Below are 15,710 nucleotides of genomic sequence, written 5' to 3' on the forward strand. Positions count from 1 at the left end.
GTCGGCACGGTCAGTCCCGGGCGGGCGGCACGGCGACGCAGACGTTGGTCAGCTCGCTGTAGAACTCCAGCGAGTGGACGCCGCCCTCCCGGCCGACGCCCGAGGCCTTGACGCCGCCGAACGGCGTGCGCAGGTCGCGCAGGAACCACGTGTTGACCCACACGATCCCGGCGTCCAGCGCCGCCCCGGCGCGGTGGGCGCGCCCCACGTCGCCGGTCCACACCGCCGCGGCCAGCCCGTACGGGCTGTCGTTGGCCAGCGCGAACGCCTCCTCCTCGGTGTCGAACGGCGCCACGTGGACCACCGGCCCGAAGATCTCCTCCCGGTTGGTGCGCGCGTGGGCGCCCAGTCCGGTCAGGACCGTGGGCTGGATGTAGGCGCCGCCGTCGCGGGCGTCGCCGAAGGCGGGTACCCCGCCGCCGGCCAGCACGGTCGCCCCCTCGACGCGGGCCAGGTCGTAGTAGCCGGCGACCTTCTCCCGGTGGCCGCGCGAGATCAGCGGCATGGTGGCCGTCGCCTCGTCCGAGGGCCAGCCCCACGGCAGCGCCCCGGCCGCCTCCGCAAGCCGCGCGGCGAACGCGTCGAACACCGGCCGCTGCACGTACAGCCGCTCGGTGCACAGGCACACCTGGCCGCCGTTGGTGAACGCCGAACGCACCGACCCCGCCACCGCGGCGTCGAGGTCGGCGTCGGCGAACACCAGGCCGGCGTTCTTGCCGCCCAGCTCGAACGAGACGGCCTTGACGCCGTCGGCGGCGGCCCGCATGATCGCCGCGCCGGTGGCCGACTCGCCGGTGAAGGTGATCGCGTCCACCCCCGGGTGCGTGGTCAGGAACTCCCCGGCCGAGCCGGGGCCGAACCCGTGCACGACGTTGAAGACCCCGTCGGGCACGCCCGCGTCCCGCAGGACCTCGGCGAGCAGGGTGGCCGACGAGGGCGTCTCCTCGCTGGGCTTGACCACCACGGCGTTGCCGCACGCCAGCGCGGGCGCGACCTTCCACGTCAGCAGCAGCAGCGGCAGGTTCCACGGCACGATCACGGCGACCACGCCGACCGGCTTGCGGACGGCGTAGTTCAACGCCCGGTCGCCCCCGGCCGTCACGGTCGTGAACGACTCGGTGGCGGTGCCGGCGGCGATGTCGGCGAAGGCCCGGAAGTTGGCCGCCGCCCGGGCGACGTCCAGCGTGCGCGCCTGGGCGACGGACTTGCCGGTGTCGGCGACCTCCGCGGTCACCAGGTCCTCGAACCGGCGCTCGATCTCCTCGGCCACCCGGCGCAGCAGGGCCGCGCGCTGCGCGTCGCCCAGCCGCCCCCACGGCCCGCGTAGCGCCCGCCGCGCGGCCCCGACCGCGGCGTCGACGGTGGCGGCGTCGGCCTCGGGCACCTCGAACAGCGCCTCGCCGGTGACGGGGCTGTGCTTGGGGAACGTCGCCCCGCCCTCGCCCCCGACGTACGCCCCGTCGATGAAGTGGCGCAGCCGGGTCGGCCCGCCCGCGGGCCGCCCCGCCATCAGCCCGGTCGGCCAGCCCACCGCCGTCACCGACGCCGCCGCAGCGCGCCCGACACCCCGACCAGCACCGCCGCCCCGACGGCCGCGGCGACCCCGGCGAGGACCTGGTGCTGCCGGCGGACCTGCCGCTGCACCTGCGCGTACGGCGTGGTGGAGAACGACACCAGCTCGTACCGCGACTGGTACACCTGCGGGAGCAGCCGCTGCAGGAACTGCTCCGCCCGGCGCCCGGCGAGGTACACCGGCGAGGCGACCCGGTCCCGCATCTCGACGAAGTTGTCCAGCGCCATCTCGGCGATGGCGTCGGCGTTCTCGGACCGCCGCGACTCGTACCGCGCCAGCGCCGCCGGCCACTCGTCGCCGCACTCGCGCAGGCAGCGGTCCAGCTCGACGACGTCCTCGAACGCGCAGTTCGCGCCCTGGCCGTAGAAGGGCACGATCGCGTGGGCGGCGTCGCCGATCAGCCCGACCCGCCCGTACGCCTGCCACGGCGCCGTGCGCACCGTGCCCAGCTTGCCGACCGGATTGGCCCGGTAGTCCGCGAGCAGGTCCGGGGCCAGGTCCGGCACGTCCGGGTAGTGGACGGCGAAGTGCCCCCGGATCTCGGCGTCGGTGGCCAGCGACTCGAAGCTGCCCGGCCCGGTCAGCGGCCAGAACAGCGTGCAGGTGAACGAGTGGTCCGGGTTCGGCAGCGCGATCATCATCGACGACCCGCGGGGCCAGATGTGCAGGGCGTGCGGGTCCAGCGCGAACCCGCCGTCGGGCCGCGCCGGGATCGTCAGCTCCTTGTAGCCGTAGTCGAGGAACTCGATGTCCTCGCCCGTCAGGCCGTGCGCGCGGAGCTGGCCGCGGACCGCCGACCCGGCGCCGTCGGCGCCCAGCACGACGTCGGCCTCGATCTCGACCTGGCCGCCCGCGGTGGCGAAGGTCATCACCGCCGTCTTCGGGTCCAGGCCCACGAGCTGGTGACCGAACACCGCGCTGACCCCGGGCAGCGCCGTCGCGGCGTCCAGCAGCGCGTTGTTGAGCGCGCCCCGGCTGATCGAGTTGATCGCCCGTTCGCCGTCGAGGCTGTACGGCTGGAAGTCCGGCTCGCCCGCGACGGCGTGGACCATCCGGCCGCGCATGGGCAGCGCCGCGGCCAGCACGCTGCCGTCCAGCCCCACCCGGCGCAGCGCGTCCAGGCCCCGCTCGGAGAGCGCCAGGTTGATCGACCGGCCGCGCTCGGACTGGCCGCCGCGCGGGTCCGGCCGCCGCTCGTACAGCGTCACCGGGTAGCCGCGGCGGGCCAGGTACCCGGCCAGCAGCGACCCGGCGAGGCCCGCCCCGACGATCGCCACCCGCGGCCGGCTCACGGGGCCACCGCCCGGGCCAGGGCGTCGGCGGCGCGCCAGCAGTCGTGGTAGGTCGAGTAGAGCGGCACCGGCGCCAACCTGACGACGTCGGGCTCCCTCGCGTCCGCGATCACCCCGTACTCCTCTCGCAGTCGGCGGGTCAGCGCGCCGGCCGACCCGCCGGACACCCGCACCGACAGTTGGCAGCCGCGCCGCGCGGGGTCGCGCGGCGTGATCACGTGCAGCGGCCGCGCGGCGACCACCTCGTCGAGCAGCTCCGCCAGGTAGCCGGTGAGCCGCTCGCTGCGGGCGCGCAGGGCCGTCATGCCCACCTTGTCGAACAGCTCCAGGCTCGTGCGGACCGGCCCCATCGCGAAGATCGGCGGGTTGGACACCTGCCACGCCTCGACGGTCGCGGGCGGGCGGGAGACCGGCGCCATCTCGAACCGGGTGGCCGCCGCGGTGCTCCACCACCCCTCCAGCCGGGGCAGCGCCGGGTCGCCCAGGTGCCGCTCGTGGACGAAGGCGCCGGCCAGTCCGCCGGGGCCCGAGTTCAGGTACTTGTACGAGCACCAGGCGGCGAAGTCGACGTTCCAGTCGTGCAGGGCCAGCGGCACGTTGCCGGCGGCGTGCGCGAGGTCCCAGCCGACGACGGCGCCGGCCGCCTGCCCGGCGGCGGTGATCGCCGGGATGTCCATCAGCTCGCCGGTCAGGTAGTTCACGCCGCCGAGCAGGACCAGCGCGACGGTGGGGCCCTCGGCGGCCAGGACGGCGCAGACGTCGGCGGTCCGCAGCACGTCCTCGCCCGGGCGGGGCCGCAGCCGCAGCACGGCGGCGTCCGGGTCCAGGCCGTGCCAGCGGGCCTGGCTGCGCACGGCGTAGCTGTCGGAGGGGAAGGCCGCGTCCTCGATGAGGATCCGGGTGCGGGCGCCGGCCGGCCGGTAGAACGAGGCCATCAGCAGGTGCAGGTTGACCGTCAGCGAGTTCATCACCACGGCCTCGCTGGGCCGGGCGCCGACGAGCCGGGAGACGGGGCCGGTGAGCAGTTCGTGGTACGGCAGCCAGGCGCGCCCGGCCTCCAGGTGGCCCTCGACGCCCAGCCGCGCCCAGTCGGCCAGGTCGGCGGCCAGCTCGGCGGCGGCGGCCCTGGGCGGCAGCCCCAGGGAGTTGCCGGCGAAGTAGGCGACCTCGGGGTGGTCGCCGCCGGTCGCGGGCGGGATGTGGAACAGGTCCCGGTGTCCGGGATCGTCGCCGTCCCGTCGCCGGGCGACCTCCTCGGCTGCGTTCATCCGATCCTCGACTCCCTCCTCTGCGCTCACCTCGACGGTACGGGGCGCGCAGGAACCGGGTGGTGACAAACCGACAGACCGGCCGTCCCGTGAGTTTGTATCTCATCGGCGGCCGGCCGCGCATCTGCCGTTCCGCGCCCCCGGCCGCTTCCCGGTGTCCGCCGGAAGGGGCCTGACCTGCACCGGACCGCCCGCCGGCACCGCCCGGCCCGGTGGCAATGTTTGTCGGAAACGCCGTGATCGTCGGTCGCGGGCCGCCCTGCCGGTGCGGGGGGCGCGTAGGGTCGCGGCGTGGCGGAGGATTCCCGGAGCGTCCTGACCCGCGCTGCGCCCGCTGCCGACCTGACCCTGGCGTACGGGCCGCACGCGGACCAGGTGCTCGACCTGCGGATGCCGCGCGACGGGCGGGGCGCGCCCGTGGTGGCCGTGCTGCACGGCGGCTTCTGGCGACCCCAGTACGACCGCGCCCACGTCGGCCCGCTGGCCCACGACCTGGCCGGGCGCGGCTGGCCGGTCGCCGTGCTGGAGTACCGCCGCACCGGCTGGGCGGACACCGCGGCGGACGTGGCGGCGGGGCTCGCGGCCCTGCCGTCGCTGGCCGGCCCGCCGCTGGTCCGGGCCGGGGTGCCGGCGCCGGAGGGCGTGCTCCTGCTCGGCCACTCCGCGGGCGGCCACCTGGCCCTGTGGGCGGCCGTGGAGCATCCGGCGGCCGTCCGCGGCGCCCTCGCCCTCGCACCGGTCGCGGACCTGGCCGAGGCCCACCGGCTCGACCTCGACGGCGGCGCCGTGGCCGACCTCCTCGGCGGCGGCCCCGCCGAGGTCCCGGACCGCTACGCGGCCGCCGACCCGCTGCGGCGGCCGCGGCCGCACCGGGTGACGCTCGTGCACGGGGCGGCGGACCGCCAGGTCCCCGTCGCCCAGAGCCGCCGCTACGCCGCCGCCCACGGGGTACCCCTGGTGGAGCTGGCGGGCGTGGCGCACTTCGACCTCATCGATCCGCGCGCGGCCGCCTGGCCGGCCGTCTGCGCGGCGCTGGCGGCGCTGGCCGACGCACCGGACCGGCCGCCCGGCGCCGCCCCCGCGGGGCCGGGCGCGGCTCAGGCGCCGGTCGACCCCGCGTCGCTCCGGCGCAGCAGGTAGGTGTCCATGATCCAGCCGTGGTGTTCCCTGGCCTCCCGGCGCAGGTGCGCGATCCGGGGCAGCGTCGCCGGCAGCGGGCCGGCGGCGAGCAGCTCGTCCGGCGTGCCGAGGTAGGCCCCCCAGTAGATGGACAGCTCGGCCTGCGGCAGCCCGGCGCAGGTCGCGGCCGGGTCGGCGTCGAGCATGACCACCACGTCCCGGGCGCCCGCGGGCCAGCCGGCCGCGGCCAGGCGCCGGGCCGGCGTGATGTGCACCGGCGCGGCCACCTCGTGCAGCGCGACGCGGTGCCGCGCGGCCAGCGCCTGCACGCTGCTGATCCCGGGGACCACGTCCCACGCCAGGTCCCCGCCGGCGGCCACGGACTCCATGATCCGGACCGTCGGGTCGTACAGCGCCGGGTCGCCCCACACGAGGATGCCGCCCACCTGGCCGTCGGCCAGCTCCGCCGCGAACGCCGCGGCCAGCGCGCCGGCCCGCGCCCGGCGCCACCGGTCCACCGCGTCGGGGTAGTCGGGCGCGGCGCGGTCCCGCGGCGGGTCCGCCACCGTGACGATCCGGTGCGGGCGGTCGCTGAGGAACCGCGCGCACAGCCGCCGCCGCGCCTCCGTCAGGTCGGCGCTGGCCGGCCCCTTGTCGAGTACGAAGAACACGTCGACCGTCCGCATCGCCTCCACGGCCTGCCCGGTCACGTACCCGGGGTCGCCGGCACCGACGCCGATCACCCGTACCGTCCGCATCGCCCTCTCCCCGGCCGACGGCGCACGCGTCGGCGGCGCCAGTCTCCCAGCCGGGTCCGGCCCACCGGCGCCCGCCCGCCGGGCATCGGGCAGGATGCCCGTCATGTCCCCTGTCATCGCCGAGACCACCGGCCGCCTGGGCCACCTGACGCTGAACCGCCCCGCCGCCCTCAACGCCCTGGACGAGGCGATGGTCCGCGCCCTGGACGCCGCGCTGCACGCCTGGGCCGCCGACGACCGGGTCCGCGCCGTCCTCATCGAGGGCGCGGGGGAGCGCGGGCTGTGTGCGGGCGGCGACGTCCGGGCGCTGTACCACGACATCCGGGCCGGCGGCACGGGCGCGTGGGACTTCTGGGCGCACGAGTACCGACTCAACGCGCGGATCGCCGGCTACCCCAAGCCGTACGTGGCGTTCATGGACGGCCTGGTCATGGGCGGCGGGGTCGGCGTCTCGGCGCACGGCGGTGTCCGCGTGGTGACCGAGCGCACCCAGTTGGCGATGCCCGAGGTGCGGATCGGCTTCGTCCCCGACGTCGGTGTCACCCACCTGCTGGCGCGGGCGCCGGGCCAGCTCGGCACGCACCTGGCCCTCACGGGCTCGACCGTCACGGGCGCCGACGCGATCGCCTGCGGACTGGCCGACCACTTCGTGCCCAGCGCGAGCCTGCCCGCACTGCGCGCCGCGCTGACGGGGACCGACCCGGCCGACGCCGTCGCCGAGTTCGCCGTCCCCCCGCCGCCGGCCCCCCTCCAGGCGCAGGCGGACTGGATCGCCGCGTGCTACGCGGCGCCGACGGTGCCCGAGATCCTCGACCGGCTGCGCGGCCACGGCGGAGCCGCAGCGGCCGCCGCGGCCGAGATCGACACCAGGTCGCCCACGTCGCTGTGCCTGACGCTGGAGCTGCTGCGCGGCGCGGCGGGCGGCGACCTGGCCGAGGCACTGGACCGGGAGTTCGCCGCGGCGACGGTACTGGCACGCGGCCACGACTTCGTCGAGGGCGTCCGGGCCCAGCTCGTCGACAAGGACCGCAGCCCGCGCTGGCGGCCGGCCACGCTCGCGGAGGTCGACCTGGCGGCGCTGCGCGCGGCGCTGGCCGGCGCGCGGCACGCCCGCCCCCGGGAGTGACGGTGGCGTGCGTCACGGAAGTGGGCGCTTGCAATTAGGTAAGCCTTGCCTAAACTAATGCCGTCGGGTGGGAGTTCGTCACCCGCGTCCCGTACGGCCGGGGCGCAGCGCGGTATCACGTGGCGATGCGACCGCGGACGGTCCCGACGGACCCCACCCGACACCCCACCGGCGCCTCCTGGCGGTAGGCGCCTCCGAGTTTGGGCAGGTCAGAGGAAACGCGCTCTGACCTGCCCAAACTCTGATTTCGTTGCTACCTCGGATCTTGGTGTGTCACAGGAAGTGACATACGGGGTCGAGCTGAGCCAGGTGTGTGACACATACCCGTCAAACAAACTTCCTCTGGCACGTGGCGCTGGCGTTTACATGTCGGCAAAGACGCCGATGGGTCCTGGGTCTGGCGTAGCGGTACCGAGAAGATCAGACGGGCGGCCGAGGATGCCGAAGAGGCGGCTCGTGCCCTGAGTGCCCACGGCACCATCGCTGCCGAATACCACGATAAGAAGACGCTCAGGGTCGAGAACAACCGCGTCATGGTTCGCCCGAGCGGCTACATTGAACACTCGCCCAAGTCGAAGCGTAAGCCTGTCCCGTTGCCCGATGTCGTGGTCAACATCCTCAAGGAACGTCAGGCGGTGGTCGAAGCTGCGACGGGCAGCGCGTACGTGTACGACGCTCGTCGGGCGACGTTGGCTGACAACTTTAGGGACGCTTGTTTCACATATGGTCGCCGGTGCTAGGTCAAGCCCATCTTCATGCGGGGCGATTCGTTGTTGCGGAGAATTGAACGCATGACGACTCAAACGATACTCGCAGATTGGTGTCAATCACACCTGAAAGTCATGCCTCGGTCTGCGAAGAATGCGCGAATCGCTAACGCATTCTATCGAAATGGAGCGCCTCGACACTCAGCTCTACCACGTTCGTCGCCTCGGGCACGGGCCGCTACAAGTTGGAGGGCAAGGCCACGTTCGCCACCAACGCAACAAACATGCGCGGCATCCGGTGGAACAAGAGCGCAGGCACGTACATCCCGGGTAGTGACGTACGTCTACCGTCCGGCGCTGGTGGAACGCTGTCGGTGGTCGCCCCACCAACGTCCGTCTACCTGGTGGCGGGCGAGGCGGTCGAGATGCAGGTCTACCAAAATTCTGGCGGCAACCTCGCCACGGTCGCTGGCTCAGGTCAGGACACTACGATGATCGTGAGTGCCGTCTGGGTCACTTGCAGCCCGCGCTGTCGGCTTCATGACACTTTGGTTGAAGCCTGGCGGACGACGGCTAGGGTCCCTCAGCGGTATGCCACCCAATGGAGGGACGGGCCTAGCTCGTGCGTAGATACACCAAGCGTCCTGTAGGGGTGGTTGCCCTGGTAACGGCCATGGCGATGATCGTTCCGCCGAACGCCGCGTCGGCAGCCGTGGTCGCTGAGAACCCGGCGTTCGTGGTCATCGAGGCTGGAAACGAGCCAGAGTCAGGCATCCCGGCGGACTGGGAGGACCCGGACGCGGTGGGTCCCGAGGGTGAGGACCTCCCTGACGAACCGTCGTCAGAGTTCGCCCCAGGGGACCCTGACTGTCGAGGTCAGTGGGTCTACAACCGTAAGAAGAAGTTCAGTGACCGGATGGGTCGCGTCGGTCCGAGCATTTCTCACTTTTTCGACAGTAAGGGTTCACACAAGCTTACCGCGGGAATCAACGGCGAGATCAGTGCCACGTATAGCGCGTCCGTTGCCGGAGAAGCAACTGTTGTCATCGCTACCTTAACCACCCAAGTCGATGCCTCAATCCAGGCCAAAATCGGGGTATCTTCCTCGATGGAGGTGTCGGTGGATGTGCCTGCGAAGCGTTGGGGTAATGCCTACTGGGGCCGTAATCGCCACGTCGTAACGGGCGAGAAGTACCAGATCGCGCACCGAACCTGTAAGAAGACCAACCGCAAGTTGTTCACCACCTACGTGTCTGCCCGTAGCAAGTCCATCGGGTGGTGCACGTGGGCTTCCAAGAAGTCGCTGGGGTCCCGCCCGACGCAGTGCAACGATGGTCGCCCATACTTGAAGGCGTGACAAAGTCTCGATGCGTCGTCGTGGTAGCTGGGTTGGTCCTGCTCACAGCATGTGGGAGTGACCCGGCACCCCGGCCTGCGCCTATCCCCACAGCGGCACCCACGGACGTGGCACCCACGCAGACGCTCCCGGCGCCATCGGCGTCGTTCAAGTCGTCAATCAAGCAGGATGACAAAACGTTCTGGATGTCTATCGGGGGACTGCCCACAAACAGCTACGCCGAGACGAAGTCTGAGCGCACAGCGCCCATGACGTTCCGTTTGGAATGTGATCGGGGCCAACTCAACACGAGGCTCAACTTCAATGGGCAGCCTCGGTTTTTCCAACACTCGTGTGCGGACGGCATGTTCAAATCGGATCTCGGTACAATCAAAACCGGCACCAAGGTCCAAATCTTTATGGATGGTACGGCGGGGACTTCTTACGTGGCGGACATGCGTTGGCCGTGAAGAGGGGCATTAAGGTCTCTGTCCCGCGCGAGGGGCAGGGGAGAGGTTTCAACTTGCTCGATGCATACCTGTGGGTGTTACACGAGTGTCACAGCAGGGTTGGGGGCGCGGCCGGGTGTACTACCACCAGGTCTGCCAGGTCACGCGCGGTTGCCTGACCTGGGCAGCCCGGAAACCCGGACACCCCCGACCGGGTGCGGAGCCGGCGCAACCGCGGCTCCGCACCCGGTCGGGGGGATCTGGCGGCGGCCGCAGGTGAGCGGCGCCGTCGGGTGAATCAGGCGGTGGTCTTGGCGGCCTCGCCCTCCAGCAGGGTGATCGCAGCCTGGATCTTGGCGGTGAAGGCGCTCACCTTGGTGTAGTGACCCGGCTTGTCCTTACGGCCGCAGCCGACGCCGTGGCTGGTGATCCCGACCTGTACCCAGGTCTTGCCCGCGCCGGAGGCCAGCAGCGGGCCGCCGCCGTCACCGGTGCAGGTGTCGACGCCGCCCTCGGCCAGGTCGCCCGCGCAGATCTCGTTGTCGGCGTTCTTGCCGCAGACCTTGGCGGAGACGACGGGCAGGTCGACCTCCTGGAGGTTCCGGACGGGCTTGCCGCCCTCCTTGGTGCTGCCCCAGCCGAGCGCGCGCATGGTCTTCTTCGCGTCGAACGCCTCGTCGGCGGGCAGGACGGGGAAGCTCTTGGCCTTGATGCTCTTGGTGAGCTTGACGACGGCCCAGTCGCCGGCGCCGACACCGCCGCCGAGCAGGTACCTGGCGCCGACGCGGCGGGTGCCCGCCTCCTCGGCCTCGGTGTGGTCGAGCTGGCCGATGTCGGCGGTGACGCCGGTGGGCTTGCCGCGCTCCTTGTCCTCGGCGAGACACTGCTGTGCGGTCAGCACGATGTCCTTGGACAGCAGCGTCGCGCCGCAGCCCTTGCTGCCGCTCTTGAACGCGACCGTCAGGTGCGCCATCCACGGGTAGGCGCCCTCGGCGGCGTCCTCGCCCCCGACGATCCCCTGCGGGTCCCCGGTGGTGGCGGCTGCCGGTGCGGGCGCCGGGGCGTCCGTACCGGCGTGGGCGACGACGGGGGTCGCCACAGCGGCGGCGACGGCGACGGCGATGATGGCGGGACGGTTCCTCATTCTGTATTTCCCCTCTGCACGTCTTGGCGGGTGACCGGATCGGGTGCCCCGGGAGTGGCGCCGCCGACCGGTGCCGACCATTCGTGCGTGATATCGGTGATGCCGGCAACTATTGACTGTGATGGCTGTCCGGCAGTGGCTGCACGGTAGGCGGGTCCGGGCGGGGAAATCAAATGCCTGGCCAGAGTGCAGGTGCTGTTTCGAGGAGTTGACGCGAGAAATTTGTGTGGGTCAGCGTTGACAGAGCCGAAACTCTCGCCTGAACGCGGCCGATCCAGAAGGATTTCCTGTGTCCGTGTCGCTACGCAAAGTATTGAAAGCGCTAAGGTTTCACACAGGAGCGGCGGAAAGTCCGGGGATAACCGGGCATTGCGCGCCGGGAATCCGGGACTCGTTGTGCGTTCCCTTTGCGTTCTCTTAAGGAATGGCGGCGAGGTGACCGGGGTCGTCGTTCAATTTTTGACAGTTGCGCGGTAGCGGCTCTCAGTCGTCGCGGCCGATCTGCGTCGCGCAGACCCGCCCGCCCGGTACTCCGGCGAAGGCGAGTGCGGTCAGGGCCGCGGCGACCCCGGTCGGCGACCCCGCTACCGCCGCTGTCAGGTCCTCCGGCGCCGGCAGTCCGGCCACCAGCTCGGCCAGGGCCACGGCACTGTCCACGACGGTCAGGTCGCCCAGGGCGGCGAGCGCCGCGCGGTCGTACGAGTCCTGCCCGGGGTCCACCCAGTGGACGACGGCGGCGGGCCGGGTGTCCCCCTGCAACCGCAGCTCCTCCAGCAGGCCGCGCACCGCGGCCGCACCGGTGCCCTCGCCCACCACCAGCAGGCCCGCGGCCGCCGGGTCGGCGGCGAGCCCGCCCTCCGGCGGGCGCAGTCGCACCTGGTCGCCGGGGGCGACCCGGCCGGCGAGCGCCGCGGCCACGTCGTCGACCGACTCCGCCCGCACGTGCAGCTCCACGGTGTTGTCCAGCCGCGGCGCGCCCGCGATCCAGCACGGCGCCCAGACGTCGCGGTGGTGCGCGGTCTCCACGACCGCGTGCTGGCCGCCGACGTAGGGGTAGGGCAGGAAGGTGCGCACCAGCAGGACCGCCAGGTCGGGGCGGCGCAGCTCGCGCGCGACCACCGTGCCGGTCCAGAAGGCCGGCGCGTACGCGGCCGCCGCCGCGCCCTCGCCGACCCAGCGCGCGACCAGGTCCGCCGTGGCCTGCCAGGCCGCCTGTTCCCGGGGCCCCCACCCTTCGTGGCCGCGGACCGCGTCGGCGAGCAGCGCCGCCAGCGCCGCCGTCTGCTCCGGACGGACGCCCAGCGCCGCCGCCGCCGGGCCGAGCTGCGCCGCACCGGTGGCGACGAGCTGCGGCCGGTCGAGGTTCTCCGCCAGCCAGCCGATCGCCCGGCCGAGCTGCGCGGTGCGGGCCTCGGGCGCGGCGGGCAGGAGCGACTGCACCGCCTGCTGCGGCCCGCCGTCGGCGTCGCCGGGGGCCGGCAGCGGGCCGGGCACCGCACGGGCGTCGGCCGGCGCCGCGGGCGCGGCCGGTGCGGGCGTACCGGGCGCCACGTACCCCGGGGGTCGCGCGGCGCCCCCGGGCGGCGCGGTGCCGCCCTCGGGCCGCCCGGCGCCGCCCGGCGGGCCGCCGACTGCCCCGGGTCCGCCCCCGGCAGCGCCGCCGGCCGGCCCGGCTCCCGCGCCCTGTCCGCCCGGCGGCAGCCCGGTGGCGCCGCCGGCTCCCCCCGGACCGCCCGCCGGCCCCCCGGTACCCGGCACGACCGGCGCGCCCCCGACGACGGTCCCGGGACCCGCCGGTCGCGGTCCCGCGACCGGGCCGCCTTCCCCGGCGACCGGGCTCCGGCCCGACGGCGACCCGCGGGTCGACCGGGCCGCTCCCGCGCCGTCCGCACCCGGCTGCCTCCCGTTCGCCCGTACCGCTCCCGGATCCGCCGGCTCCGCGCCCGCCGCGCCGCCGCCCGCGCTCCCCGGCCCGGGACCCGCTCCGCCTGGTCCGCCGCCGGCCGTTCCGGGTCCGCCGCCGGCCGTTCCCGGACCGGCCGCTCCCGGACCCGCCGGCGCCGGGCCGGCCGCGCCCGGCCCCGCCCCTCCCGGCCCCGCCCCTGCCGAACCGGCCGGACCGCCCGAACCCGCGCCGGCCTGGGTCCCTCCCGCCGCCGGCCCGGCGCCCCCGGAACCCGCCGTACCGCGCGGCGCGACCGGAGCGGGACCGTCGAGAGCGGCGGTGAGGAGCCGCGCCACCGCCGCCGGCCCACCGCCGCCGGCCAGGGACGCGCGCAGCACCTGGGCCAGCTCACTCAGCGGCGACCGGGTACCCGGGGCGGGGCCGTCGGCCAGCAGCGCGCTCAACCGGCCGCCCTGCGCCCGCGCGACGGCGGCCGCCGAGGCGGCGGCCGAGGTGCCGGGCGGCCCCTGCGTCACCGCCTGCCGCAGCGTGCGGATCAACCCGGCGAGGTCAGGGGCGGGCCCGTCCGGTCCGATGCTCGTCACCCTCTGAGTATGCGCAGGTCACGGGACTGGTGTCCGGCCACCCGGCCAGTGCGGCGCGGGTGCGGATACGGTGGCCCCATGACATCGACGCGGGCACCTCTGGGCGGATCCGTCACCATCGGCGACATCGAGGTCGGCCGCCTCGGCTACGGCGCGATGCGGCTGTGCGGCGCGGGCATCTGGGACGCGCCCGCCGACCCGGACGCGGCGCTGGCGGTCCTGCGCGCCGCGGTGGCGCACGGCGTCACGTTCGTCGACACCGCGGACAGCTACGGCCCCGACGTCAGCGAGCGGCAGATCCGCGAGGCCCTGCACCCGTACGAGGGGCTGCTCGTGGCCACCAAGGGCGGGCTCGTGCGGACCGGCCCCGACCAGTGGCACCCGGTCGGGCGCCCCGAGTACCTGCGGCAGTGCGTGGAGATGAGCCTGCGCCGGCTGGGCGTCGACCGGATCGACCTGTGGCAGCTGCACCGGATCGACCCGCAGGTGCCGGTCGAGGAGAGCCTCGGGGTCGTCCGGGAGATGCAGGACGAGGGGAAGATCCGCCACGTCGGACTGTCGCAGGTGACCGTCGCCGAGCTGACCCGGGCCCGGCGGGTCGTCGACATCGTGAGCGTGCAGAACCTGTACAACCTCGGCGACCGGCGCAGCGAGGACGTCGTCGACCACTGCACCCGCGAGGGTATCGCCTTTATCCCGTGGTACCCCGTCGCCGCCGGTGACCTCGCCCGGCCCGGCGGCGTGCTGGACGTCCTGGTCAAGGAGACCGGTCACACGGCCGCGCAGCTCGCGCTCGCCTGGCTGCTGCGGCGCTCGCCGGTGATCGCCCCGATCCCGGGCACCAGCTCCCTGGCGCACCTGGCAGAGAACGTCGCCGCGGCGTCCATCGACCTCGACGACGAGGTGTTCGCGGCCCTCAGCGCCGCCGCGGCGCGCTGACTCAGCGGGACGGTACGACGTGGGTGGCGCCGGCACCGACCCGCAGGACGGCCGTCTCCGCCACGCCCTGCGTCATGCTCGCGGTGTCGAACGCCGCCCAGCCCTCGCCGGTGGCGATCGTCGCCTGGCGCCAGGTGGGGTGCATGAGCGGCACGACGCCGTTCATCAGCGTGGTGAAGGCCGTGACGTCCGAGGCCCGGTCGAACGTGACCACGGTGACCCGGGTGCCGTCGAGGGCGCACGTGCCGCGCTCGTGGTGCGGGTAGGTCCCGGAGTCCGCGCGCAGCGGCTGGTACCCCGTGCAGCGCAGGTCCTCGGCCAGCGCGGCGGCGGGCTGCCCGACGTACCCGGCGCCGAACCCGTCCAGCAGGGCCGGGCCCTGCCAGCCGAGCAGCGCGCCGACGGCCCCGGCGGCGACGGCGCCCCCGACGTAGGCGGCCGCCCGGCGGCCGCGCGGGCGCCCGGCGGGGCTTGTCGCGGGGGAGTCCGGGGCGGTGCTGGTGTCGGGTGCCTCGATGGCCGTCGTCACAGGTTGCCTCCGATACCTGAACAAAAGGGGTATTACTGAGCGTAGTCGGCGACCCGACCTCGGTCTGTCGGCCCACCGGCCGACCTTGGGGTGGACGCCTGGCGGGTACGCGAATCGCGGCCCCCGGAGCGCGCTACCGTGCTCCGGGGGCCGCGATTCCTTACCGACCGATCAGTTACTCGTCGCGCACAGTGCGTAAGCTTCGAGCGACCAGCTCGCGTTGTTGTTCTCGTGCTCCATCGCCGACACCGCCCAGGCGCCGTTGTTGGTGACCGGGCCGTTGGCGTACACGACCTGGCGCTGCGCGTCGGCACCGGCGACCGTGTAGCCGCCGCCCACGACCACCTTGCCGGTCGGGCAGGTCGCCAGAATGTGCTTCGGGCTGGTGCTGTTGCTGGCCGAAGCGGCGTCGACCCGGACGTACCCGCTGACGCCGCTGGCGCCCGCCGCCCCGGTGTCGCCCTTCGCTCCGGTGTCGCCCTTCGCGCCGGCGGCGCCCGGGTCGCCCTTGTCGCCCTTGGCTCCGGTGGCCCCGGCAGCACCGGCGGCGCCGGCCGCTCCGGTGTCGCCCTTGGCCCCGGTGTCGCCCTTGGCGCCCTTGAGGGAGTCCAGCCACGCGGCCTGGTCACCGACGAAGCCCAGCTCGACGGCGAGAGCGTAGGCGCTCTGCCCCTCGGCGCCCGCGGCGCCGTTCTGCCCGTCGGCGCCCGCGGCGCCGCTCTGGCCCTGGGCGCCCGCCGCGCCGTCCTGGCCGGCCGCGCCGGTGTCACCCTTGGCGCCCTTGAGGGAGGCGATCCACTCGCCCGGGGTACCGGCGAACCCGAGCTCCACGGCCAGGTCGTACGCGCTCGCCCCGGTGTCGCCCTTGTCGCCCTTGGCTCCGTCTGCGCCGGTGTCGCCCTTGTCGCCCTTGGCTCCGTCTGCGCCGGTGTCGCCCTTGTCGCCCTTGGCTCCGTCTGCGCCGGTGTCGCCCTTGTCGC

13 protein-coding genes are annotated in these 15,710 nt (G+C 73.9%); 5 read left to right on the forward strand and 8 right to left on the reverse strand.

Annotated elements, in window-relative coordinates; translation table 11 throughout:
• Positions 1-10: 10 nt before the first annotated feature.
• From IEY75_RS19680 to kynU, 3 genes are read right to left on the reverse strand one after another with little or no spacing between them, the layout of a single operon-like run.
• Positions 11-1,510, reverse strand: a complete 1,500-nt coding sequence (locus IEY75_RS19680) for a 2-hydroxymuconic semialdehyde dehydrogenase (protein ID WP_189115890.1) — start codon at positions 1,508-1,510, stop codon at positions 11-13.
• Between the two features lie 26 nt (positions 1,511-1,536).
• Complete coding sequence (locus IEY75_RS19685) at positions 1,537-2,865, reverse strand: FAD-dependent oxidoreductase (RefSeq protein ID WP_189115874.1); 1,329 nt, start codon at positions 2,863-2,865, stop codon at positions 1,537-1,539.
• A complete protein-coding gene (kynU, locus tag IEY75_RS19690) occupies positions 2,862-4,133 on the reverse strand; it encodes a kynureninase (RefSeq protein ID WP_189115891.1) in 1,272 nt (423 codons plus the stop codon). The genes IEY75_RS19685 and kynU overlap by 4 nt, the downstream gene beginning before the upstream one ends.
• A 291-nt stretch (positions 4,134-4,424) precedes the next feature.
• Between kynU and IEY75_RS19695 the strand changes: the two genes are divergently transcribed.
• Positions 4,425-5,273, forward strand: coding sequence for an alpha/beta hydrolase family protein (locus tag IEY75_RS19695; RefSeq protein WP_189115875.1), 849 nt, complete (start codon positions 4,425-4,427; stop codon positions 5,271-5,273).
• On the opposite strand, the gene cobF is transcribed toward IEY75_RS19695, so the two are convergent.
• Positions 5,231-6,010 (reverse strand): precorrin-6A synthase (deacetylating), encoded by a 780-nt coding sequence (gene cobF / locus IEY75_RS19700; RefSeq protein WP_189115876.1) that lies wholly within the window; start codon positions 6,008-6,010, stop codon positions 5,231-5,233. The genes IEY75_RS19695 and cobF overlap by 43 nt on opposite strands.
• A gap of 103 nt (positions 6,011-6,113) precedes the next feature.
• Between cobF and IEY75_RS19705 the strand changes: the two genes are divergently transcribed.
• Both IEY75_RS19705 and IEY75_RS19710 read left to right on the forward strand, forming a co-directional pair.
• Positions 6,114-7,136, forward strand: coding sequence for an enoyl-CoA hydratase/isomerase family protein (locus IEY75_RS19705; protein ID WP_189115877.1), 1,023 nt, complete (start codon positions 6,114-6,116; stop codon positions 7,134-7,136).
• Between the two features lie 1,380 nt (positions 7,137-8,516).
• Entirely contained in the window at positions 8,517-9,200 is a 684-nt protein-coding gene (locus IEY75_RS19710) for a hypothetical protein (RefSeq protein WP_189115878.1), read from the forward strand.
• A 726-nt stretch (positions 9,201-9,926) separates the two neighbouring features.
• On the opposite strand, the gene IEY75_RS19715 is transcribed toward IEY75_RS19710, so the two are convergent.
• Both IEY75_RS19715 and IEY75_RS19720 read right to left on the reverse strand, forming a co-directional pair.
• Positions 9,927-10,772: a S1 family serine peptidase gene (locus IEY75_RS19715; protein ID WP_189115879.1), complete on the reverse strand. Its 846-nt coding sequence runs from the start codon at positions 10,770-10,772 to the stop codon at positions 9,927-9,929.
• Positions 10,773-11,255: 483 nt separating this feature from the next.
• A complete protein-coding gene (locus tag IEY75_RS19720) occupies positions 11,256-12,323 on the reverse strand; it encodes a ferredoxin reductase domain-containing protein (RefSeq protein ID WP_189115880.1) in 1,068 nt (355 codons plus the stop codon).
• 673 nt (positions 12,324-12,996) lie between these two features.
• Between IEY75_RS19720 and IEY75_RS19725 the strand changes: the two genes are divergently transcribed.
• Together IEY75_RS19725 and IEY75_RS19730 are read left to right on the forward strand one after the other, a co-directional pair.
• Positions 12,997-13,269, forward strand: a complete 273-nt coding sequence (locus IEY75_RS19725; RefSeq protein WP_189115881.1) for a hypothetical protein — start codon at positions 12,997-12,999, stop codon at positions 13,267-13,269.
• 71 nt (positions 13,270-13,340) lie between these two features.
• Complete coding sequence (locus IEY75_RS19730) at positions 13,341-14,201, forward strand: aldo/keto reductase (RefSeq protein ID WP_189115882.1); 861 nt, start codon at positions 13,341-13,343, stop codon at positions 14,199-14,201.
• A 1-nt stretch (position 14,202) separates the two neighbouring features.
• On the opposite strand, the gene IEY75_RS19735 is transcribed toward IEY75_RS19730, so the two are convergent.
• Together IEY75_RS19735 and IEY75_RS19740 are read right to left on the reverse strand one after the other, a co-directional pair.
• On the reverse strand, positions 14,203-14,730 hold the full coding sequence (locus IEY75_RS19735; RefSeq protein WP_189115883.1) for a hypothetical protein: 528 nt from the start codon (positions 14,728-14,730) through the stop codon (positions 14,203-14,205).
• A gap of 171 nt (positions 14,731-14,901) precedes the next feature.
• A partial coding sequence (locus tag IEY75_RS19740; RefSeq protein ID WP_189115884.1) for a collagen-like domain-containing protein occupies positions 14,902-15,710 on the reverse strand: 809 nt, incomplete at its 5' end.

The sequence above is a fragment of the Pilimelia terevasa genome (genome assembly GCF_014647915.1).
Classification (GTDB): Bacteria; Actinomycetota; Actinomycetes; order Mycobacteriales; family Micromonosporaceae; genus Pilimelia; species Pilimelia terevasa.

Coding starts and splice junctions, on each gene's coding strand:
- IEY75_RS19680 (WP_189115890.1), bottom strand. CDS start 1,510: ATGGCGGGGCGGCCCGCGGGCGGGCCGACCCGGCTGCGCCACTTCATC.
- kynU (WP_189115891.1), bottom strand. CDS start 4,133: ATGAACGCAGCCGAGGAGGTCGCCCGGCGACGGGACGGCGACGATCCC.
- cobF (WP_189115876.1), bottom strand. CDS start 6,010: ATGCGGACGGTACGGGTGATCGGCGTCGGTGCCGGCGACCCCGGGTAC.
- IEY75_RS19705 (WP_189115877.1), top strand. CDS start 6,114: ATGTCCCCTGTCATCGCCGAGACCACCGGCCGCCTGGGCCACCTGACG.
- IEY75_RS19710 (WP_189115878.1), top strand. CDS start 8,517: ATGGCGATGATCGTTCCGCCGAACGCCGCGTCGGCAGCCGTGGTCGCT.
- IEY75_RS19715 (WP_189115879.1), bottom strand. CDS start 10,772: ATGAGGAACCGTCCCGCCATCATCGCCGTCGCCGTCGCCGCCGCTGTG.
- IEY75_RS19730 (WP_189115882.1), top strand. CDS start 13,341: ATGACATCGACGCGGGCACCTCTGGGCGGATCCGTCACCATCGGCGAC.